Origin of the sequence: Arthrobacter sp. BE255 (assembly GCF_031457335.1) — a bacterium.
Lineage (GTDB): Bacteria > Actinomycetota > Actinomycetes > Actinomycetales > Micrococcaceae > Arthrobacter.
The window spans coordinates 1-20,277 of the sequence record NZ_JAVDWK010000004.1 but is presented as its reverse complement, the minus strand read 5'-3'; the positions used below and the strand labels follow the sequence as shown (position 1 = coordinate 20,277).

Below are 20,277 nucleotides of genomic sequence, written 5' to 3'. Positions count from 1 at the left end.
AGGCGAGGAGCGTGCCTGCTTGTATTGCCCCGGTTGACACTCAAAAACGAGCTCTTCCTCCCTGAAGGGGCACGACACGTCCATGCCATGAAAGGGGAGGAATGCTAAGAGTGGGAGTGTTCCATCGCCGCGGAGTCCTCACCGTTCGATCCCTGTCCGGCCCTGGCCAGGTCGAGGGGATGGGCGAAGCCCTGACGGCCGACCACGGCCCAGATGGCGACACAGTCTTCACCGGAGGTGTTGCTGAGACGGTGCGGCACGTTCGAATCGAAGTTCATGCTGTCTCCAGGCCCGAGAACATCGCTATCAAAAGCGACCTGGACGTTAAGGTGGCCGGAAAGAATATGGATGTACTCCCATCCGGGGTGGCGCATCAGGGCGTCCGCGGCGCAGGACTCGCTCCCGGGCGCGTACGTCACCCGCAGGAACTCGACCAAAGGGTCGGCCCGTTCGGTGAGGCGTTCCCAGCGGACGCCTCCCATGTTGATCTCGGGACGGTCTCCGGCTCGCTGGATTCCGGGGATTGCCGTGCCTGCAGACGGGGCAACGACGGAAAGGCTAGCCAGCCCGCTAACGGTCGCATCAACGGCCGCGCCATTTCCTTGCGGGCCGGGAGCCGAGTGTTCACCACTCATCAGCGAGTCCAGGGACAGCCCCAACTCCGAAACGATGGTATACAGGGTTCCGATGGAAGGGACGGCACGTCCCAACTCGACCTGTGACATGAAACTTGCGGAGATACCGACCCTGCGGGAGAGCTCCCTAAGGGATATCTTCGCCTTCGTCCTGGCAGCCCTGAGCTGACTGCCCAACTGGGCACGACCCTCCTGGGTCACCGGTGCAGTGGCTTCAATGCTCATCCTCGGCCTTTCCGGCGATCCATCCCGGCAAAAGAAGGGACCGCTGATATGTCTGTCCACCCGAGGGCCGGGGAACCAGCCACGGTGTACAGTGCGCGTACACACAAGTTTAGCTTCTCTACCGCATCATTGCCCAGACTTCACAGTTATTACGCCGGAAAGGATCATGGAAGGGTGCGAGTGACCGAATGTAAAGTGGTTTGTGCTGTATTACTTGACAGTGTGCGGTGTATCACTTTACATTTGAGGGGTGATGAAGCCGCGAGGGCTGATAAGGGCGGGGATCTCCCCGGCCGGTCGGCCGCAGCGGCCAAAGCTTCCGGAAGCGCCCGGACTCGAAGTCGAGGACGGGCAGCACCGGAGCCAGAGTTCCACTGTGTATGTCTACCTTCTAATTAGGAGCAAATGATGGTGCAGGATCGCAAAGGCGCCTCCGCATTCAAACTGAGCCGCCGTCACATTGGTGTCGCCGTGCTCGCAGGCGCCACGTTGGCGCTCTCCGCCTGCGGCGGGGGTGCGTCATCGGGAAGTGGTGATGCAAAGCCCACCGTTGGCTTCTCAGCCGGTGTCCTCGACAATCCGTTCACGGCAGGTCTGGTGGACTCCGTCGTTACCGAGGCCAATTCGAATGGCCTGAATATGCTGCCGGCGTCCAATGCCGAGGGTGACCCCGCCAAGCAGGTGACCGACATCAACACCCTGATTTCCCAGGAGGTGAAAGGCCTGGTGACGATCCCCCGGGACAGCGATGCCATCATCCCGGCCATCCAGGCCGCTAACGCGGCAAACATCCCCGTCGTGACCGTGGACACCGCAGCCAATGGCGGCAAGATCTACATGAACATCAGGGCGGATAATGTTGCCATGGGCACCAGCATCTGTGAACAGATCGGTAAGTTGACTGGCGGCAAGGGCACGGTTCTGGAACTGCACGGCGCGCTGTCAACGACGTCCGGCTTCGACCGAGACAAGGGCTTCAGCGACTGCATGAAGTCCAAGTTCCCGGGGATCTCAATCATCAAGAAGGATACCAACTGGGAATCCGCGAAGGCTGTGGAAAACGCCCAGACAGTTCTGAGCACCTCCAAGGTCGACGCTGTCTTCCTCGCCAGCGACTCCGTCATGCTCTCCGGTGTGCAGACCGTGATGGAAGGCCAGGGCAAGTGGGTTCCCGCCGGTCAGCCCGGCCACATCCCGCTGGTCACGATTGATGGCTCGAAGGGATCCCTGGATGCCATCCGCTCGGGTCACGTTGACGCGGTTGTTTCCCAGCCCGTGGACCTCTACGGCAAGTATGGCGTCCAGTACCTCAAGGACGCCATCGCCGGCAAGGAATACAAGGTCGGTCCGTCCGAGCACGGCAGCGAAATCGTTGATTACAAGGGCAACCTTGCCGACATGCTTCCGTCACCGGTCATCACCAAAGACAACGTTGACAACCAGGACCTCTGGGGCAACAAGAAGTAGCCTTGTCCCGGCCGAGTAGGGCCAGGGTGAAGACTGAATTTGAGAAAGGGTGACATCGTGGTCACAGTCAATATCCAGAACGCCATCGAGATCCGAGGGCTGCAGAAGTCCTTCGGATCGACCCAGGCGTTGTCAGATGCCAACCTGATCGTCCGTTCAGGCGAATCCCGGGCCCTTCTCGGCCGCAACGGCGCCGGAAAGTCCACCTTGATTGCGATGCTTACCGGTCTGGTGACTCCGGACGCCGGCAGCATTCACATCCAAGGCGCCAACGGTGAAATCACGGAAGGCCCTGGCTCCGATTCGATAGCCTGTGTGTATCAGAAAAGCACGCTGGTGCCGGAACTGACGGTGGCGGAAAACATCAGCCTGGGTTCCTACCCACGTAAACGGTGGGGGAGCGTGGACTGGCCCGCGATCCGCAGGACGGCCACTGACCAGCTCAAGGACTGGGGTTACGAGCGCATTGTCGACAAGACCGTCGCTGACCTGGAACCGCTGGAAAAGAAGATCGTCGAAGTATGCCGGGCACTGTCCCGGGGACCGCGGATCCTCCTTCTGGATGAACCGACGGCCGGCCTGGATGAAGGGGCCTCGCATGAACTCTTCGCTCAGATCAACAGCTTGCGCCAGCGCGGGGTCACCGTTATTTACGTGTCCCACCATCTGGAGGAAATCTTCAAGGTCTGCGACTCTGTCACCATCCTGCGTGACGGACGCGACGTCCTGACCGCCCAGACGGCGGACCTCACCGTCAACCGGATCGTCAACGTCATGGCCGGGGTGAGCGAGGAAGAGGCTGCCGCGGCAAAGAAAGAGATCGCCGCCGAACACCGCCGCCAGGACCAACTCGGTGAAACCCGGCTGACCGTATCCGGGGCCCGCATCGGCCTCCGAGTGCTGGGAGCCAACCTGACCGTCCGCGCCGGAGAATGCGTCGGGCTGACCGGCCTCGATGGTGCCGGTCACGTCCAACTCGCACAGGCCATCGCCGGCCAGCTGGCAATCGAACAAGGCACCGTTGAACACAACGGCCACACGCTCGGCCAGGGAAACGTCATCAAGACCATCAACGCCGGTGTGGGATTCGTACCTGAAGACCGCCACGTCAACGGCTACGTCCCGGAACTGTCTGTCGAAGAGAACGCCACCCTGACCATCGTGGACCGGCTTCGCGGCCCTGGCGGCCTCATCAACTCAAAGCGCCGCCGTGAACGCTACACAGAGCTCTCCGGGGCCTGGGCCATCAAATGCGACGGACCGACGCAGGCCGTCGAAGAGCTCTCTGGAGGCAACCAGCAGAAGGTCGTGCTTGCACGGGCCCTGGCTTCCAACCCGGACACACTTGTCCTCGTCCACCCCACCGCCGGTGTGGACGTGACGGCCAAGGAATCCATCTACGAGTCACTTCGGGCACTGCGCGACAGCGGACGGTCCTTGCTGATCGTCTCCACCGACGACACCGACCTGGAAATCTGCGACAGGGTGATCGTCATGTACAAGGGCGAAATCCACGCCGAACTCAACGCCGGCTACGAAGAGTGGGAACTCGTAGGCGCCATCCAAGGGGCGGAGGCAGCGGCATGAAAATGTCCACGCCGTCCCTGCAGCCCACGACCACAGAGTCAAATAACCAAGGAGAACGTCCAATGTCCACGCATACCCCGACCGTTGCGGGTACGCCGACCAGCCGCCGGCCCCTCAGCATCATTGATCAAGCCCGCTCGTCTGGCTGGGCCCGTGAGCTCGCGCTGCTGCCCGCCATTATTTTGGCGATGGTGGTCGGGGCCATCCTGTCCCCGCAGTTCCTCACGGCGAATAATCTCCTGAACAACGTCCTTGTTACCTCTGCTGTGCTTGGGATCGTAGTGATCGCTGAAAGCATCATCCTCATCTCCGGATACTTCGATCTCTCCCTCGAATCCGTCGTGGGCCTGGCCCCGATGCTTGCCGTGTGGCTAGTCCTGCCCGCCGCGGTCGGCGGCTCCGGTTTTGGATGGTCGCCCTGGGCCGCGATCGCGGTCATGTTTGTCCTCAGCATTGTCATCGGATTCACGAACGGGTTCCTTGTCGGCAAGCTGAAGCTCAACGCCTTCATGGTCACCCTCGCCATGCTCACCCTTCTCCGAGGCCTTACCATGGGCCTGTCCGGCGGCAAGACCCTCTCCGGCCTGCCCGCTGAGTTCCTGGCCCTCGGCAACACCAAGTGGTTCGGGATTTCCATCCAGATCTGGCTCTTCGTGATCTTCCTGGTAGTGGCCGCCATCTTCATGCGCAGCCACCCGGTCGGCCGCAAACTCTACGCAATGGGCGGAAACAACGCAGCGGCAGCGGCAGCAGGCATCAAGACGCTGCGCCTGACTATCGGAGTGTTCGTCGCCGGCTCGGTCATCGCCGCATTCGCCGGTCTCATGCTCACCGGCCGCATCGCTTCCGTGACCGCCAACCAGGGCGACGGCCTCATCTTCACGGTATTCGCCGCGGCAGTCATTGGTGGCATCAGCCTCAACGGCGGCAAGGGCTCGATGGTCGGCGCGCTGAGCGGCGTACTGCTGCTGGGCATCATCCAGAACATCCTGGTCCTGTCCCAGGTGCCCTCATTCTGGATCAAAGCCATCTACGGCCTCATCATCCTCAGCGCCCTGATCTTCAACTACTTCGCCGGATCCCGGAGTACCCGCCGCGTCGTCTAGTCAGTCCCGCCCACCCTTGAAAACAAGGAGCACACAGTGAGTTCACCATCCTTTGACGGGAAAGTTGCCATCGTCACCGGCGCGGCCAGCGGCATCGGCCACGCCACGGCAATGGCACTGGCCGCACAGGGTGCGACCGTCTACGGAGCCGACATAGCCGCCGCCGACGACGCAGCAGACGGGACCATCCAGTGGCGGCGCCTCGACGTCGCCGAAGAAGACGGCTGGAAGGCACTCACGGAAGAAGTGCTCCAGGCCCACGGCCGGATCGACATCCTGGTCAACAATGCAGGCCTGGTCGGATCGTACGAATCGATCACGGATATCGACATCCAGGACTGGCACCGGATCATCTCCATCAACCAGACCGGTGTCTTCCTGGGAATGCGCTTCGTCGCACCGGCCATGCTGGCGCAGGAATCCGGATCCATCGTGAATGTCTCGTCCATCTGGGGACTTGTCGGAGCAGCCGGCGTCGCCGCATACCAGGCATCCAAGGGTGCTGTGACCATGATGACGAAGAACGCCTCCGCCACGTGGGCAGCGCAGGGGATCCGCGTGAACTCGGTCCACCCAGGGCTGATCACAACACCCTTGACGGACAACCAGGATCAGGCCATTTCCGATGAGGTGATCGCCAAGACCCCCATGCGCAGGGCCGGAAAGGCCAGCGAAGTCGCCGATGCGATCGTCTATCTCGCATCCGACAAGGCCTCGTACATCACCGGCGCGCAGCTCGTTGTCGACGGCGGATTCACCAGCGTCTGAGCTCCCTTACCAGCCGCCCCAGCTCCAAGGAAGGAACAGCACCATGAGCACGGACCTCGGCCCCGGAACACTGACTGCCGCTGTTATCGACAGTTTCCGCAATACCCCGGATGACCGGCTTCGGACCATCCTGACCAGCCTCACCACCCACCTTCACAGCTTCGTCAGGGAGATCGAACCCACGATCGAAGAATGGGAAACCGCCATAGACTTCCTGACCGCAACAGGCCAGAAGTGCGACTCCGTCCGACAGGAGTTCATCCTCCTCTCCGACGTGCTGGGCGTGTCCATGATGGTGGAAACCCTCAATGACGCCGAAACGCCTGACGCCACCGACTCCACCGTCCTGGGCCCGTTCCACATGGTCGAATCCCCACAGCGTGAGCTCGGCGAGAATGCCTCCCCGGAAAGTGAAGGCGAGGTCTGCCTGGTCAGGGGGCGCATCCTCTCTGTCACCGGCGAGCCTGTCCCCAGTGCTGCCATCGACATCTGGCAGGCAAACACCAAGGGCTTCTACGACGTTCAGCAACCCGGAATCCAAAGCATCGGCAACGGCCGCGGCCTGTTCACATCCAATGCCGCCGGAGAGTTCTACTTCCGCAGCGTCATCCCCAGCTATTACCCGATCCCGACCGACGGGCCGGTCGGGGACCTGCTGCATGCGACTGACCGGCACCCGAACAGGCCAGCGCACATCCATTTCATCGTCAGCGCGCCGGGTTTCCGGGAACTGACGACCCACATCTTTGTTGCCGGCAGCGACTACATCGACTCCGACGCCGTTTTCGCCGTGAAGCAGAGCCTGATCGCCGAGTTCGTGCCCAACACCTCAGAAGCCGATGCAGCCCGCTATGGGCTCAACTCACCGTTCATGGAGGCAGTGATCGACATTGTCATCCACCCCGACCTCGTCGACCCGGACATTATCAACACGGCAGTGATGTCCCCGTCCACTGCACGCATTATCGAAGCACAGGAGAACACCCGATGAAGGATTTTCAGTACCAGGCACTTCCGATGCGCGTCCGCTTCGGAGCAGGCTCGCTTGCCTCACTTAACGACGAAGTCGTCAGCCTTGGCCTCAAGCGTGTCCTGGTCCTGGCTACACCCTTCCAAGCGGACATGGCCGAAAGGGTTTCGCAACAGCTGGGCGAGCTGAGCGCCGGCGTGCATGCAGAAGCTGAAATGCATGTGCCCATCGAATCCGCCCACAAGGCGCGTGAAGTAGCTGCTGCTGCCCAGGCTGACGGGTACGTTGCGGTCGGCGGCGGGTCCACCACCGGCCTGGGCAAGGCCATCGCGCTGGAGTTCGGCCAGCCCATCATTGCGGTGCCGACTACCTACGCGGGCTCCGAAATGACGCCCGTATGGGGCCTGACAGCCGACGGCGAGAAAAAGACCGGACGCGACTCAAAGGTTCTGCCCACCAGTGTCATTTACGACCCCGAACTCACCGTGTCCCTCCCGGTGAAGATGTCGGTCACCAGCGGATTCAACGCCATCGCCCACGCCGTGGAAGCCCTGTACGCGCCGGACGGTTCGCCCATCATCTCCCTGATGGCCGAGGAGGGCACCCGTGCCCTGCTCGAAGCGATGCCAAAGATCGTCGAAGACCCGTCCAACATCGACGCACGCTCCGATGCCCTGTACGGGGCCTGGCTCTGCGGAGCTACGTTGGGTGCGACGACCATGTCCCTGCACCACAAGTTGTGCCACACCCTCGGCGGGACCTTCAACCTTCCCCACGCTGAAACCCACACAGTGGTGCTTCCCTACGCCCTGGCCTACAACGCCCAGCACGCCCCGCAGGCGATCGCCGCCCTGCAGCGCGCCACCGGGGCAGACAATCCGGCGGCCCACTTCCGGAAACTAAGCCTCGCCCTCGGTGCACCGTCGTCCTTGGCCGAGCTGGGCCTGAAGGAATCCGACATCGACAAGATCGTTGAAATCGCCACCAGGAACCCGTACGCCAACCCGCGGGAAGTAACCCCCGAGGGCATCCGCGAACTCGTCACGGCCGCGCTTCATGGCAGCGACGTCTAACAATCCTGGTTGCCCCCTGATGACTGAATCTACAGAAAGAACACAACATGTCTGACACCGTCAACGACGTGCGCACGGCGTCCGCAGCACCTCCGCTCGGGACCGTGCCGGCCGTCCTGGTCCGCAAAGACGCCGGCGGCACCGTCACAGTCGAACCCGGCACAGCACCCGTCAACGCGCCCAGGCCCAACGAGCTCCTTGTCCGGCCCGCTTACGTGGGGGTGTGTGGCACGGATATCGAAATCCTGCACGGCAGCATGCCGGAATCCTTCAAGATCAATTACCCCCACGTCATGGGCCATGAATGGTCAGGCATCGTCGTGGAAGCCGGCGCAGCTGTTGAAGGATTCCACCCGGGGGACCGCGTTCTCGGGCACGGACACCTGGGCGGCAACGACTGGTTCGGGGTCACCCACGATGGAGCCGCCGCCGAGCTGTTCACTGTCCCGGCGGACATGTGCTTCCACATCCCTGACGAGGTGGACATGCTCACGGCCGCCGTTATTGAACCCTTCGCCTGCGTATTGAACGGACTTAAGAAGATTGGCGGCATCAGTGCTGCCGACACGGTCCACGTGCACGGGCTCGGAGCAATCGGCCTGAATGCAGTGATCCAGGCTGTCACCGCGGGAGCGGAAGTGGTCGTATTTGATCCCAGCCCAATTCGTCGCGAAACGGCGATGAAACTGGGCGCTACGGCTGCCGTTAATCCGGTCGAAACCCCGGACACCACCGGTGCTGCAGCAGCAGCCATGGGGCGGCCCTTCGCCGACGTGGTCATCGAAGCGTCCGGAAACTCCGCAGCACAGGCAGCAGCCCTTGAAAGCGCAGACCACAACGGACGCGTCCTGCTGATGGGTGTCTCCACACCAAAGTTTGCGCCTGCACGCCTGGGTCTGGTGCAGGAACGAAACCTCTTGATCACCAGCTCCACCGGGGCGCCGGTAGCAGTATGGCCCGCAGCAATCCGCTACGTGGCAAACACCCGCCTCAACCTCGGCGAGATCGTCTCCACTGTCGTCCCGTTCTCCCGCGGAGACGAAGCCCTCCAAAGGGCACAGGATTCAAGCCGGGAAACGAAGGTCATGCTCGCCCCGGATGCCACCAATGCCGACGGCGTGGCCGCCTCCTCAACCCACAAAGCCAACTAACAAAGGACGAACGTGAACGACACGAACATCATTCAGAACCGGGACCTCCTGGCCTCCTGCTGGACCTGGGCAGGCAACGCCGCCCCGCTTCGGGGCGATGAAACGAGCCCGATCGATGTGCGCACCCGGGTTGAGGCTGCCGCCAAGGCAGGCTGGAAGGGACTGGGCTTTATCCACGCCGACCTTCCGGAGATCGAAAAGACCATTGGTCTCAAGGGGCTCCGTCAGCTGCTGGACGACAACGGCATCATCCACGTCGAGATGGAATTCCTCGCGGACTGGTGGAAGACCGGCCCCGAACGCGAAGAATCCGATCGCTGGCGCAAGATCCTGTTCAACGCCGCAGAAATCCTCGGCGTCAAGACCATCAAGATCGGCGCCGAACTCGCCCTGGAAGGCGAGCCGGCGCCTGTGGATGAAACCGCGTTCCACCAGGAATTCGACCGGCTCGCCACCCAGGCCGGGGACGTGGGCACGCGCGTCGCTCTGGAACCGATGCCCATGAACAACCTCAAGACCATCGAAATCGGTGCGAAGTTCATCAGCGAGGTCAACAACCCCCACGGCGGGCTCACTGTTGACACATGGCACACCAGCCGCGGCGGCACCCGCTACGAAGACCTGGCCGCCATCCTGCCGATGGACAAAGTCTTCATCGTCGAGATCGATGATGCCCGCAAAGACGTCATCGGTTCATTGTGGGAAGACACCATCAATGAGCGTCTGTACCCAGGTGAAGGGGACCTCGACACTGTTGCCTTCGTCAAAGCCATCCACAACGCCGGATGGCGCGGACACTGGGGCGTGGAAATCCTCGCTGAATCACACCGCCTGCTGCCGTTGGATCAGGCATTGGCACGCGCCCACGATTCAGCCGCGGCGACACTCGAGGCAGCGTCCCAACTGATCGCCGCGGAACAGCCCGAAAAGGTCTAACCCGAGCTAATCCACGTAAACCTGGCCCACGCGCCACCCTGCAGGGTGGCGCGTGGGCCAGGTCTGCCACGGTGCCTTTACAAGAGAAGCGGAACACCATGAGCGCACCAGCCCCCGAGGCACGATCGGACGCCGCCATCCAGCTTGGCATGCGTCTTCGTGACGCCAGGCAGAGCGCCAAACTATCCCTGCGTGAACTTGCGCGCCGGGTGGACGTCTCCGCCAGCCTCGTTTCACAGGTCGAGCTTGGCCGCACATCACCGTCTGTCGGAACCCTCTACGCTCTCGTATCAGAACTGGGCCTCTCCCTCGATGAGCTCATGCAGGATGGCCCACACTCGGATAATCAGCTGCCAAACACCACTCTTCGCGTTGTTGAAACCGCAGCCATCAATGGCGACGACGGGCCTTGGTCATCCGAGACTCTTGCGAGGTCTCTTCCGCCAACCGAAGCGGGCAACGAACTCCCAGGGCTCCTGAAAGTCAAAGACCGCCCAAAACTCCGCGTCGCTGGTGTCCTCTGGGAGCGACTCACCCCAGAAAACGACCCCAACGTCGAACTACTCCGCGTGACGTACGGAAGCGGCACCGAATCCTGCCCGCCCGACAACCTCATGCGGCACGGTGGACACGAGTACTTCCACATCCTTGAAGGAAGACTCCACGTCGAAACCGGGCCTGCGGCAGGAACGCTTAGCGCCGGCGACAGCATCAATTTCATCTCCTCCATCCCTCACCGGCTCAGCAATCCCTTCCCCGAAGAGTGCATCGCAATCTGGGTGGTAGTCGGCCGGCGGAGCCATGAGCCCGGCACCCTCATCTCGCCCATCGCATAGTCAGACGGGTCACGCACACATTCATCAGATGCACTCACGGAGCTTAGAAACGGAGTCCCAGTTGAATTCGACATCTACACAGAAGTGGGGTCAGGAGCCCGCTGGCGAGGCTCAGCCAAACAATGCGGGCACTCCTGCGAACTGGGGCGAGCTCTGCCCGGGCGACCATGTCTGGGTGGTGTGCGCCAAATCTTCCCATTCCGGCATTGTTGACGCTGCATCTGCTGACGGAGAGTATCTGTGGCTGCTTCTCAACGGCGGACACGGTCGCAGGTTGTTCACCAGAGCCGAGGTAACCAGGACTTACGTCGATCCGATGGACCTCGCCAAGCGGCCAAGACCAACGCATTGACCTCTCTTGCCTCAGTGCGGACTGAAAGAGCGGGACTGTGTAAATCTGCGGGCGAAGTCGTGAACAACCAGAGCCGCGACCCCTGGGTCTGCCCAACGCCGATAAACCTGCTTACTCAGCCTGGGAGAAAACGATGAGATTGCTTCTCCACCGAATTTCGGTTCTGGTCGACGGCGCTGGTTACGGCGGCGGCCCGAGCGCGCAAGACAGCCCAATGGAGCCGGGGTTCCCCCAAGGAGTCCTTGCTTCATTCCCCTGGGAAGGCTGGTGGCACGATGAGCCGGATAAGAGCACCAGCCCATAGGCGACCGCTGAGGTCTAGGGCACAAACAACAGAACCTGGCCTGCAAGGCAGGCCGGGGCATCCAACAGCATGACCCAAGCCCCGGTAGTAAAAATCGACAGGAGACAGCACCTTGAAACCGATCGCCGTAGGACTTCTGGGAATCACACACCCGCACGCTTCCGCGCGGGTCCGCGCCCTCCGAGAAATAGAGGGCGTGGAGGTGGTTGCCGCCGCTGACGACGATCCTCGATTGAACTACTTCACAGCTAAATACGATATGGAGGCCCGCGATATCGACGGGGTGCTCCAGGACGACCGCATCGACGCAGTCATGGTTCATTCAAAAAGTAAGGACATGGTCTCCCATGCCCTGCGGGCCCTCGACGCCGGGAAATCTGTCGTCGTGGAAAAGCCGGGCGGCGGAACTGTTGATGACCTGCTGCAGCTGGCCAAGGCAGAGATCCAGGCCGCTCCCGGATTGGTAGTTCAGGTCGGGTACAACGTACGCCTGGCACAGTCGGTCACCCGAGCAAAGGAGCTCATAGACGACGGGACCATCGGGAACGTGGTCAGTGTGTCGGCCAGAGGCGCCGCTCTCGCCGGCGAGCATCTCACTGCTCACCTGAACCAACCGGCGGACATGGGCGGGGCGCTATGGATCATCGGGTGCCACATGATCGATACTCTGGTCAGCATGTTCGGCGTCCCCGAGACCGTCAATGCGCGGGTGCGCAAGTCCGCGAAGCTCTCAGACGAGTCGAGCCGCGAGGACTCTGCAGCTGCCCTGCTGAATTACCCCGACATGTCCGCTGCCTTCAGCTTCGACAGCCATGATCGACTCGAATGGTTCGAAAGTTCCCGCATATCCGTTTACGGCACCACCGGAATGATCGAAATCGGCATCCTTCCCCAAAAGCTAAGGGTCTACGTCGAGAGGGAACGGGCCGGCTGGCCAGCTGGCTGGACCGAATGGACGCAGAGCTATTTCACCCCGCCGTTCGCCCGCACTGAAGAGAACAAGTTTTCCGAGCTGCCCGAACTGGAAAACATCAGCAATTTCCGCACGGAGATGCGTGGATGGGTCAACAGCATCCGCACCGGCGCCCCTGTGGTGGCGCCCGTCTTGGATGCCCTGGCAGTGGCGCGGATTATCGACGCCAGCTACCGCTCCGAGAAAGAACGGGGGGCATCCGTCCAAGTGGTGCAAGGCGTGATCCTGGAAGCGGATCTCGCTTCATGACAGCCGTTCGCTGAGGAGCCCTCACCGCCGCCTGCATCGTCCAGGACCGCTTCCTGCTCGCCATGAAGAAAGCCCGCAATGAGGCTGCCGCCACGGTTCCGTCCAAGGGCGGTAGGCCGGAGTTTCGTGTCCAAAAGGTACATCGACACCCGTGAAGTTCGCGAGGAATGGCACCGACAAATGGACGCAGGCTAACGAAACAAGGGTGGCAGTGAAGGCGCACAGCGCCTAAAACCCAAGTGCTTCATGCCGGTGGAAACCCTCCGACCGGGGCACTGCAGCGATGACAGTGCAATCAATCAGCCTGTCCCGCCATCATCGGGCTGGGGGAAGAAGGCGGAACTTGGGTAACGCTCTCCGGCGTCTACCTCGAGTAACATCCGAGCCATGCAGCCCTGGGGCTCTCGCGGGCACCGGGACCTCGGGTAACCAAAAGGCCGGGCCCTGCCGCGGTGGCGGCAGGGCCCGGCTTGGGCAGAGAGGGTTAGCCGGCGTAGGGGTCGGCAAGGCCGATGTATTGGGTGGTGGTGTATTCGGCGATGCCTTCGGTGCCGCCTTCGCGGCCTAGACCGGATTGCTTGACGCCGCCGAACGGTGCTGCGGCGTTGGAGATGACGCCAGCGTTGAACCCGACCATGCCGAATTCGATCTGCTCCGCGACGCGCAGGAGGCGGTTGAAATCCTTGCTGTAGAGGTACGAGGCAAGGCCGTACTCAGAGGCGTTGGCTAAGCGGATTGCGTCGTCTTCGGTCGCGAAAGTGGTGACCGGTGCGACGGGTCCGAAGATTTCCTGGCCCAGGATCGCCGCGTCGTTCGGGACGTCGGCGAGGACGGTGGGCTGGTAAAAGTAGCCTGGCCCCTCCATCGGCGCCCCACCTACGATTGCGGTGGCTCCGGCGTCCACCGCGGCACTCACCAGGGCGTGCACGTCGTCGCGGGCACCGCTGTCGATGAGCGGCCCCACCTGCGTGGAGACTTCCGTTCCACGGCCGGTGGCAAGGGCGCCCATGGCTGCAGCGAACTTGCGGGTGAAGTCCTGTGCCACGGACTCGTGGACGAGGAACCGGTTGGCGGCGGTGCAGGCTTCGCCCATGTTCCGCATCTTCGCGGCCATCGCCCCTTCGACGGCGGCGTCAAGGTCGGCGTCCTCGAACACGATGAATGGGGCGTTCCCGCCGAGTTCCATCGAGGTGCGCAGGACGTTCTGCGCGGCGTCGGCCATGAGTCGCTTGCCAACGGGAGTGGAGCCCGTGAACGAGACTTTCCGGAGCCGGGAGTCCTTGAGCAGGGGCCCGGAGATCCCGGACGCGTTGGAGGAGGAGACGACGTTCAGGACACCCGCCGGTAGGCCGGCGTCGAGCATGGTCTGCGCGAAGTACTGCGCGGTGAGCGGGGTCAGCTTGGCGGGCTTCAAGACCGTTGTGCAGCCTGCAGCAACCGCAGGGGCGACCTTCCTGGTGGCCATGGCCAGTGGGAAGTTCCAGGGAGTGATGAGTAGGCACGGCCCGACGGGTTTGTGCTGAACCAGGATCTTGTTCTTGCCCTCAGGAGAAGTGAGGTAGCGGCCGTAGTCACGGACCGCTTCTTCGGAGAACCAGCGCAGGAACTCTGCCCCGTAGGCGACCTCGCCCCGGGCTTCGGCCAGGGGCTTGCCCATCTCGAGGGTCATCAGCAGGGCGAAGTCCTCAGCGCGTTCGGTGACCAGGTCAAAAGCCCTGCGGAGGATCTCGGATCGCACCCTTGGTGCGGTGCGTGCCCAGGATGCCTGGACTGCGTCGGCCGCGTCCAGTGCTGCTACGGCATCGCCGCTGGTGGCCGAGGCGAGCGTGGCGAGCACTTCTCCCGTGGCGGGGTCGTGGACGTCGAACGTGCCGCCGTCGGAGGCCTCCCGCCACTGGCCGTTGATGAGCAGGCCGGCGGGCACGGAGGCGAGCAGGGAGGCCTCCCGCTCGGTTGAAATGGCCTCGGTTGAAATGACAGGGGATAGTGCAGAAAGTGTCATGAGAAAGTTCCCTAAGGAGTGTCGTTAGATGGCATGGTTTGCTGGCCCGGCCAAGGGTTTGGTCGCAGGAGCGGCGTCGGGGGAGGGCTTGGCCCCTTAGTAGGCCTTGACCCTCTGCTCGACCACGAGATGGATGAGTGCGAACACTTTGTCGTGGTCTATGGCCTGGAGTGCAGCTGCGAGGGCGGCGGGCACGTCGGCGTCTTGTTCGACTCTGATGCCGAACCCGCCGAAGGCCTGGGCCGTCAGCGCGAAGTCCGGGTTCTTCAGTTGCGTACCGGAAACGCGCGACGGGTAGTGGCGTTCCTGGTGGGTACGGATGGTGCCGTACTCCTGGTTGTCCATCACGATCACCAGGGGAGTGGCGCCGTACTGGGCGGCGGTTGCCAGTTCCTGGCCGTTCATGAGGAACTCTCCGTCGCCGGCGATCGTCACGACGCGCCTGCCGGGGTATTCCAGGGAGGCAGCGATGGCTGAAGGAACGGAGTAGCCCATTGAACCGTTGCGGGCGCTGATCATGGAGGCGTAGCGCTGGGTGGGGAAGTAGCGGTGCGCCCAGTTGGTGTGCTCGCCCGCACCGAGGGTGACCATGGCATCCGCCGGGAGGGTGGGGACCAGATGGGCCATCAGGGTGTCCATCCGGGCCTTGCCGGGTGATGGTGCGGCTGTGGGGAGGGTGGCGAATGCTTCCTGTTCGCCGCGCATCCGGGCCGTCCAGGGTTTCCATTCGCCATTGACCGGGAGTTCGATCTTTGCAAGGTCCCGGATGAACACGTCCGGTTTGGCAACGATCTGGTAGGAGACCGGCCCTGAGCGGCCGCGGAGTGAGGGGTCGATGGTGACGAGGAAGTTCTTCTTGGACCAGTCCTGGCGGCAAAGGAATCCGTCGGTGATGACATCGCCCGGGACGGTGCCGACGAAGATCAGCAGGTCGGTTTCTTCGAGCAGGTCATAGGTCGGGCGCGGGCGCCCGTAGCCGATGGGGCCGACGTAGGACGGGGAGTCGAAGGGCACGGTGCCCTGGGTGCGCCATTCGGCCGCGGCCGGGATGTGGTGCTTTTCCAGCCACTTCGTGAGCTGGTCGGCGCCTTCCTGGGTCCAGTCGTTGCCGCCGGTAACAAAAAGCGGTTTGCTGGCGGCGGCGAGGGCCGTGGCCAGGGCGTCGGAGTCCACCGTGGTCATGCCGCCGGTGGCCACCGGGATGGGTGGATGTAGTTCGGTGGGAATCTGTTGCCGGATGACATCTTCGGGCAGCCCGATGACGACTGGCCCGGGTCGGCCGTTCATGGCTGCGAACAGGGCCTCTGCGACGATTTCTGAAGCACGCTCGGCGTGGTCCAGGACCATCACACGTTTGGCGCCGGTGTCGAACCAGGCTTTGATGTCAAATTCTTGGAACGCTTCACGGTCCCGGTGCGCGAAGGGGATCAGGCCCACGAACAACACCATCGGGGTCGAGTCCTGCCACGCGGTGTGAAGACCCACATGAGCATTGGCAGCACCAGGGCCGCGGGTGACCATGGCGATGCCCGGGCGCTGGTTCATTTTGCCGTCAGCCTCGGCCATGTAGGTTGCGCCGCCTTCATGGCGGCACACGATGGTTTCGATGGGGGAGTTGTGCAGGCCGTCCAGGACGTCCAGGAAGCTTTCGCCCGGCACGACATGGGCCCGCTTGATTCCGTGGGCAACAAGGGTGTCGACGATGACGTGGCCTGCTGATTTCGTGGTGCCCGCCGCCTCAGTCGTTGGTGTCGGTGTAGCGTCGGCGATGGTTTCCGTCATTGCTGGGTGCCCTTTTGTGATTGGTTGGAGGTGTGGGATCGGGGAGTGGAAGCTCTCGCGGCGCGAGCGACGGTGTGCCGCCCGCATGGTGCCGACGGATCAGGTGGAGCGACGACGGTAGCTGCGCCGGTGCCGGAACACGATGACGTCGTCATCGGGAAGGACCATTGACCGGCCTCGGCCGTCATTGTGAAGGATCCAAAAGACGCTGCCATCGAGGGCAATCGTGTCGATCCGCCCTGTGGCCAGGCTCTTGCCGTTTCGGCGCACCAGCTTTAGCTCATCCTTGCGGGCAAGCTTCGTCCAATCCAGTACAGGTTCCAGATCGGCGTGCGGCATGGCGGGATGATCGTCGATGGCCATTTATAGGTGTCCTTGCACATGTTGCGGGTGAGGTTAATGCTGGCCTTGCGGCCGATGCTCCGGCGCTTTTTCTGGCTGCCAGCTGGTTTAAAGGGTCCTGAGGGCAGCGCCGTTGAGGAACGCGTCGATGTTTTCGATGGCCTGTGAGAAGTAGGTCGAGTAGTTCCGTCCTGTCACGTAGCCCAGGTGCGGTGTGGCGAGGACGTTAGGCAGGGTGCGGAAGGCGTGGCCGGCCGGCAGCGGTTCCTGTGCGTAAACGTCCAGTCCGGCACCGGCGATCCTCCGGGCAGTCAAGGCATCGATCAGTGCCTGCTGGTCGACCAGGCCGGCGCGGGAGGTGTTGATAAGGATTGCTCCGGGTTTCATCAGCGCCAGTTCGCCGGCTCCAATGAGGTTCCGGGTGCGGTCGCCGAGCACGAGGTGGAGGGAGACGATGTCGCTGGCCGCGAGCACGGCCTGCAGGGACGGGGCCTTCGTGGCGCCGGCGGCTTCCGCCTGCTCTTCGGTCAGGTGTTCACTGCAGGCCAGAACGTTCATCCCGAAGGCGTTACCGACGCGGGCGATCTGAGAGCCGATCTTGCCCAGCCCAACGAGTCCAAGGGTTGCCCCGTGCAGGTCTGTGCCCACTGTTTGCTGCCATGGGCCGCCGTCGCTCAAGGCGTCTGCCTCCGTACGCAGATTCCGGGTGAGCCCGAGAATGAGTGCCCAGGTGAGTTCCGCTGGAGGTTCGGAGTTGCTCTTCGTTCCGCAGACGGTGACATCTCGCTTTCGTGCAGCTTCCAGGTCAACCGCGGAGTTGCGCATTCCCGTGGTGACAAGCAGCTTCAGCCGTGGCAGACGCTCGAGCAGTGTGGCCGGGAACGGGGTGCGTTCACGCATGATGACGACGATCTCGAAGGGTGCCAGCCGCTCCGCCAGGACAGATTCATCGGTGAAGTGCTCCCGGAAGACCGTCACCTCCACCCGGTCTTCTATGGGGGACCAGTCCGCGTACGTTCGGGCAGCGTCCTGGTAGTCATCGAGTACAGCGCAACGCAGGGCCATCTGTGGTTCCTTCCGGTTTATCGGTTGACGGCGACTTCGCCGCGCATCAGCACTCTTGCCGTGCGGAACAGTGAGGCAGTCCTGGCATGCCAGACACCGTTCTCAGTTTCTGCGGTAGCGGCGGCAGGAACGATGCCGGAGGGTTGGCCGATGCGCAGTATGCCCTCGGTCGTGGATGTGGCGTGGAGTTGGTTCGGCAGAGTTCCCTCAATCGCGGCGGCGGTTGCGATGCAGAGAGCTCCCGTGCTGGTGACGGCGCGGTGCCAGCCGCCCATGGAAAGCATCCGCACGGAAATGTCGTAGTCGTCTGCGCCGACTTCGGCGCCGTCAAGGGCCGTGAAGGGCTTAGCAGGGCCGACGACCGCGATTTTTGGGTTTGCCAGGGCGATGGATTCGGGGGAGCTCCCCAGGCCCATTGCGACACCGCCGGCGCGGCGGATCACATCGAGCCGGCGCAGCAGGTCATGGTCTGCGTCCAACGCGGCGATGCTTTCTACGCCTGTCATCCCGACGGTGGCGGCTTCGACGAACACGACAGGGTTGGTGGCATCCACCAGCGAGACCTCGATCTCTCCGAGGCCCTCGACCGTTAGCCGGTCACAGACATTGCCTGAGGGAAGGACACCGGAGGTGATTGATCCTCCACCGTCGTGGAACTCCAATTCGATGGGCGCCCCGAGCCCGGCAACGCCCGGCAGAGCGAGGTCCCCGGTCGTAACGGGGGAACCGTCGCGGACTTCGAAGGTTGAGGTGATGAACTGCCTGGTGTTGGTGGCGTGGATGCGCACCGAAACGGTCCCGTCGGGCACCGAGATGATCCCGGCTTCGACGGCCACCGGTCCCACCGCTGATGCCAGATTGCCGCAGTTGACCGCGTAATCCACAACCTCCTGGTCCACGGCGACCTGGCCGAAGGTGTAGTCCACGTCCGCATCCGGGTGGCCGCTTGGTGCCAGTATGGCGATCTTCGAGAGGGAAGAAATGCCTCCGCCCATCCCATCGAGTTGACGGCCGTACGGGTCAGGACTTCCGAGGGCAGCCAGGAACAGCGCGTCCCGTTCCGTCTGTTCCGCCGGGAGGTCTGCGGCGTTAAAGAACAGCCCCTTGCTGGTTCCGCCGCGGGCAAAGATGGCCGGGACATAGTTTTGTCGCATATTCGAACCTCTGGAAGTCATGAGTAGTCGTTGGGTGATGAGTTATCGGGTGATGTTTTGGGGCTGTGCTGTGAAGGGTGATTCGATGCCGGCATCGGCGGCGAGGCTCTCCAGTTCGGCGCGGATCTTGGCGGGAAGCCGCACACCGCCTGTTGCCAGGACGGTCTGTTGATGCCGTTCGGCGTGCTCTCCCGGGTAGAAGATTTCTTCGGTACCCTCGGCCAGCGGTGCGGCCTTGGTTTCGTCCACAAGCTGTTGCACCGCCGCCATGTACGAGCGGGTCTCTCCAAGGCTGGCGACATCAATGGCGATCATGAGGTGGCCTACGCCGCTTTGCTTGTCGGGGTCGTAGGGGCCGTTGACGCGTGTCCCGGTTTGGCTTCCAGTCAGGGCACCGGCCAGGACGTCCATCATGAAGGTGATCGCGTATCCCTTCGGTCCTGCGATGGGCTGGATCAGCCCGTCCAGTGCCGCGGCCGGGTCCGTGGTCGGCACCCCGTTCGCGTCCAGTGCCCAGTCGGCCGGGATAGGCTCGCCGCGGTCGCGTGCAAGAAACATTTTGCCGCGCGCCGCGGCCGTGTTGGACAGATCCGCCACGACCACGCCGCCAGGAGTGGGGGCTGGGGCAGCGATCGACCAGGGGTTTGCACCGAGCGTTTTCTTCCTGCCTCCCCATGGTGCCATCGCGGGACTGGAGTTCGTGGTCAGGAAGGCCACGCACCCGTCCTGGGCTGCACGGCGGGTGTAGTACTGCGCGGTTCCGAAGTGGTTGGAGTTCCGCACGCCAACCATGGCGATGCCATGCTCGCGGGCCCGTTCCACTGCCTCCCGGCGGGCTATTTCAGCGAGCACTTGGCCGATGCCGTGACGGCCGTCCAGTACGAGCATGCTGTCACTGTCCAGCACAACCTGTGGCCGGGTGAGAGGGGTGACCGCGCCGCTGCGCAGACGCGCGACGTACCACGGAAGACGGAGGAGCCCGTGTGACTGGTGGCCCCAGAGCTCGGCCTGGACCAGGCTGTCGGCGACCAGATGGGCGTCCTTGGCGGGCACACCCTCGGCTCGGAGTACGGCGGAGGCAAAATCTATCAACTGCGTGGGGGCAGTGCGGGGTTCTGTCATGAAGGATTCTTTCGCTGTGTGCGTCTCCTTGGAGCGGGCCAGTGCGGCGGTGGCCCCCCCCCCCCCCCCCGGGGTGGGGGGGGCCCCCCCCCCCCGGGGGGGCCCGGCGCAGACGTCCTGGGGGGCCCGGGTAAAGCGCGTTGTGTAGACCGTGAAACGCCGCCCCACGCGCCCCCGG

At 63.0% G+C, this 20,277-nt stretch carries 17 protein-coding genes; 10 read left to right on the top strand and 7 right to left on the bottom strand.

What is annotated here, in order from left to right; all coding sequences use genetic code 11:
• Positions 1–104: 104 nt before the first annotated feature.
• Positions 105–860: a cupin domain-containing protein gene (locus tag J2X42_RS08820; protein WP_310164344.1), complete on the bottom strand. Its 756-nt coding sequence runs from the start codon at positions 858–860 to the stop codon at positions 105–107.
• Positions 861–1,265: 405 nt separating this feature from the next.
• Between J2X42_RS08820 and J2X42_RS08815 the strand changes: the two genes are divergently transcribed.
• From J2X42_RS08815 to J2X42_RS08770, 10 genes are all read left to right on the top strand, one after another.
• Positions 1,266–2,327: a sugar ABC transporter substrate-binding protein gene (locus J2X42_RS08815; RefSeq protein WP_310164343.1), complete on the top strand. Its 1,062-nt coding sequence runs from the start codon at positions 1,266–1,268 to the stop codon at positions 2,325–2,327.
• A gap of 57 nt (positions 2,328–2,384) precedes the next feature.
• Positions 2,385–3,914, top strand: a complete 1,530-nt coding sequence (locus J2X42_RS08810; protein WP_310164341.1) for a sugar ABC transporter ATP-binding protein — start codon at positions 2,385–2,387, stop codon at positions 3,912–3,914.
• Between the two features lie 62 nt (positions 3,915–3,976).
• On the top strand, positions 3,977–5,020 hold the full coding sequence (locus J2X42_RS08805; RefSeq protein ID WP_310164340.1) for an ABC transporter permease: 1,044 nt from the start codon (positions 3,977–3,979) through the stop codon (positions 5,018–5,020).
• A gap of 36 nt (positions 5,021–5,056) precedes the next feature.
• Positions 5,057–5,788: an SDR family NAD(P)-dependent oxidoreductase gene (locus tag J2X42_RS08800; protein WP_310164339.1), complete on the top strand. Its 732-nt coding sequence runs from the start codon at positions 5,057–5,059 to the stop codon at positions 5,786–5,788.
• A gap of 43 nt (positions 5,789–5,831) precedes the next feature.
• Positions 5,832–6,779, top strand: a complete 948-nt coding sequence (locus tag J2X42_RS08795; RefSeq protein WP_310164338.1) for a dioxygenase — start codon at positions 5,832–5,834, stop codon at positions 6,777–6,779.
• Positions 6,776–7,831 carry a maleylacetate reductase gene (locus J2X42_RS08790; RefSeq protein ID WP_310164337.1) on the top strand — a complete coding sequence of 352 codons (1,056 nt, stop codon included), beginning with the start codon at positions 6,776–6,778 and terminating at the stop codon, positions 7,829–7,831. Before J2X42_RS08795 ends, J2X42_RS08790 begins: the two co-directional genes overlap by 4 nt.
• A gap of 47 nt (positions 7,832–7,878) precedes the next feature.
• A complete protein-coding gene (locus tag J2X42_RS08785; RefSeq protein ID WP_310164336.1) occupies positions 7,879–8,982 on the top strand; it encodes an alcohol dehydrogenase catalytic domain-containing protein in 1,104 nt (367 codons plus the stop codon).
• A 12-nt stretch (positions 8,983–8,994) separates the two neighbouring features.
• Positions 8,995–9,918: a sugar phosphate isomerase/epimerase family protein gene (locus J2X42_RS08780; protein ID WP_310164335.1), complete on the top strand. Its 924-nt coding sequence runs from the start codon at positions 8,995–8,997 to the stop codon at positions 9,916–9,918.
• A gap of 98 nt (positions 9,919–10,016) precedes the next feature.
• Entirely contained in the window at positions 10,017–10,754 is a 738-nt protein-coding gene (locus tag J2X42_RS08775; RefSeq protein WP_310164334.1) for an XRE family transcriptional regulator, read from the top strand.
• Positions 10,755–11,522: 768 nt separating this feature from the next.
• Complete coding sequence (locus J2X42_RS08770; RefSeq protein WP_310164333.1) at positions 11,523–12,632, top strand: Gfo/Idh/MocA family oxidoreductase; 1,110 nt, start codon at positions 11,523–11,525, stop codon at positions 12,630–12,632.
• A 484-nt stretch (positions 12,633–13,116) separates the two neighbouring features.
• On the opposite strand, the gene J2X42_RS08765 is transcribed toward J2X42_RS08770, so the two are convergent.
• From J2X42_RS08765 to J2X42_RS08740, 6 genes are all read right to left on the bottom strand, one after another.
• Entirely contained in the window at positions 13,117–14,634 is a 1,518-nt protein-coding gene (locus tag J2X42_RS08765) for an NAD-dependent succinate-semialdehyde dehydrogenase (protein ID WP_310164332.1), read from the bottom strand.
• A 96-nt stretch (positions 14,635–14,730) separates the two neighbouring features.
• Positions 14,731–16,416 (bottom strand): thiamine pyrophosphate-dependent enzyme, encoded by a 1,686-nt coding sequence (locus J2X42_RS08760; protein WP_310164331.1) that lies wholly within the window; start codon positions 16,414–16,416, stop codon positions 14,731–14,733.
• 99 nt (positions 16,417–16,515) lie between these two features.
• Entirely contained in the window at positions 16,516–16,779 is a 264-nt protein-coding gene (locus J2X42_RS08755; protein ID WP_310164330.1) for a hypothetical protein, read from the bottom strand.
• Positions 16,780–16,866: 87 nt separating this feature from the next.
• Positions 16,867–17,823: a D-2-hydroxyacid dehydrogenase family protein gene (locus J2X42_RS08750; protein ID WP_310164329.1), complete on the bottom strand. Its 957-nt coding sequence runs from the start codon at positions 17,821–17,823 to the stop codon at positions 16,867–16,869.
• A 17-nt stretch (positions 17,824–17,840) separates the two neighbouring features.
• Positions 17,841–18,977, bottom strand: coding sequence for a PrpF domain-containing protein (locus tag J2X42_RS08745; protein ID WP_310164326.1), 1,137 nt, complete (start codon positions 18,975–18,977; stop codon positions 17,841–17,843).
• 42 nt (positions 18,978–19,019) lie between these two features.
• On the bottom strand, positions 19,020–20,099 hold the full coding sequence (locus J2X42_RS08740; RefSeq protein WP_310164324.1) for an Ldh family oxidoreductase: 1,080 nt from the start codon (positions 20,097–20,099) through the stop codon (positions 19,020–19,022).
• Between the last annotated feature and the right edge of the window lie 178 nt (positions 20,100–20,277).

What these genes read in the sequence shown, in the direction of transcription:
- J2X42_RS08820 (WP_310164344.1), bottom strand. Translation starts at nt 860, where the DNA reads ATGAGCATTGAAGCCACTGCACCGGTGACCCAGGAGGGTCGTGCCCAG.
- J2X42_RS08765 (WP_310164332.1), bottom strand. Translation starts at nt 14,634, where the DNA reads ATGACACTTTCTGCACTATCCCCTGTCATTTCAACCGAGGCCATTTCA.
- J2X42_RS08790 (WP_310164337.1), top strand. Translation starts at nt 6,776, where the DNA reads ATGAAGGATTTTCAGTACCAGGCACTTCCGATGCGCGTCCGCTTCGGA.
- J2X42_RS08805 (WP_310164340.1), top strand. Translation starts at nt 3,977, where the DNA reads ATGTCCACGCATACCCCGACCGTTGCGGGTACGCCGACCAGCCGCCGG.
- J2X42_RS08745 (WP_310164326.1), bottom strand. Translation starts at nt 18,977, where the DNA reads ATGCGACAAAACTATGTCCCGGCCATCTTTGCCCGCGGCGGAACCAGC.
- J2X42_RS08760 (WP_310164331.1), bottom strand. Translation starts at nt 16,416, where the DNA reads ATGACGGAAACCATCGCCGACGCTACACCGACACCAACGACTGAGGCG.
- J2X42_RS08755 (WP_310164330.1), bottom strand. Translation starts at nt 16,779, where the DNA reads ATGGCCATCGACGATCATCCCGCCATGCCGCACGCCGATCTGGAACCT.
- J2X42_RS08785 (WP_310164336.1), top strand. Translation starts at nt 7,879, where the DNA reads ATGTCTGACACCGTCAACGACGTGCGCACGGCGTCCGCAGCACCTCCG.
- J2X42_RS08775 (WP_310164334.1), top strand. Translation starts at nt 10,017, where the DNA reads ATGAGCGCACCAGCCCCCGAGGCACGATCGGACGCCGCCATCCAGCTT.
- J2X42_RS08750 (WP_310164329.1), bottom strand. Translation starts at nt 17,823, where the DNA reads ATGGCCCTGCGTTGCGCTGTACTCGATGACTACCAGGACGCTGCCCGA.
- J2X42_RS08795 (WP_310164338.1), top strand. Translation starts at nt 5,832, where the DNA reads ATGAGCACGGACCTCGGCCCCGGAACACTGACTGCCGCTGTTATCGAC.
- J2X42_RS08740 (WP_310164324.1), bottom strand. Translation starts at nt 20,099, where the DNA reads ATGACAGAACCCCGCACTGCCCCCACGCAGTTGATAGATTTTGCCTCC.
- J2X42_RS08815 (WP_310164343.1), top strand. Translation starts at nt 1,266, where the DNA reads ATGATGGTGCAGGATCGCAAAGGCGCCTCCGCATTCAAACTGAGCCGC.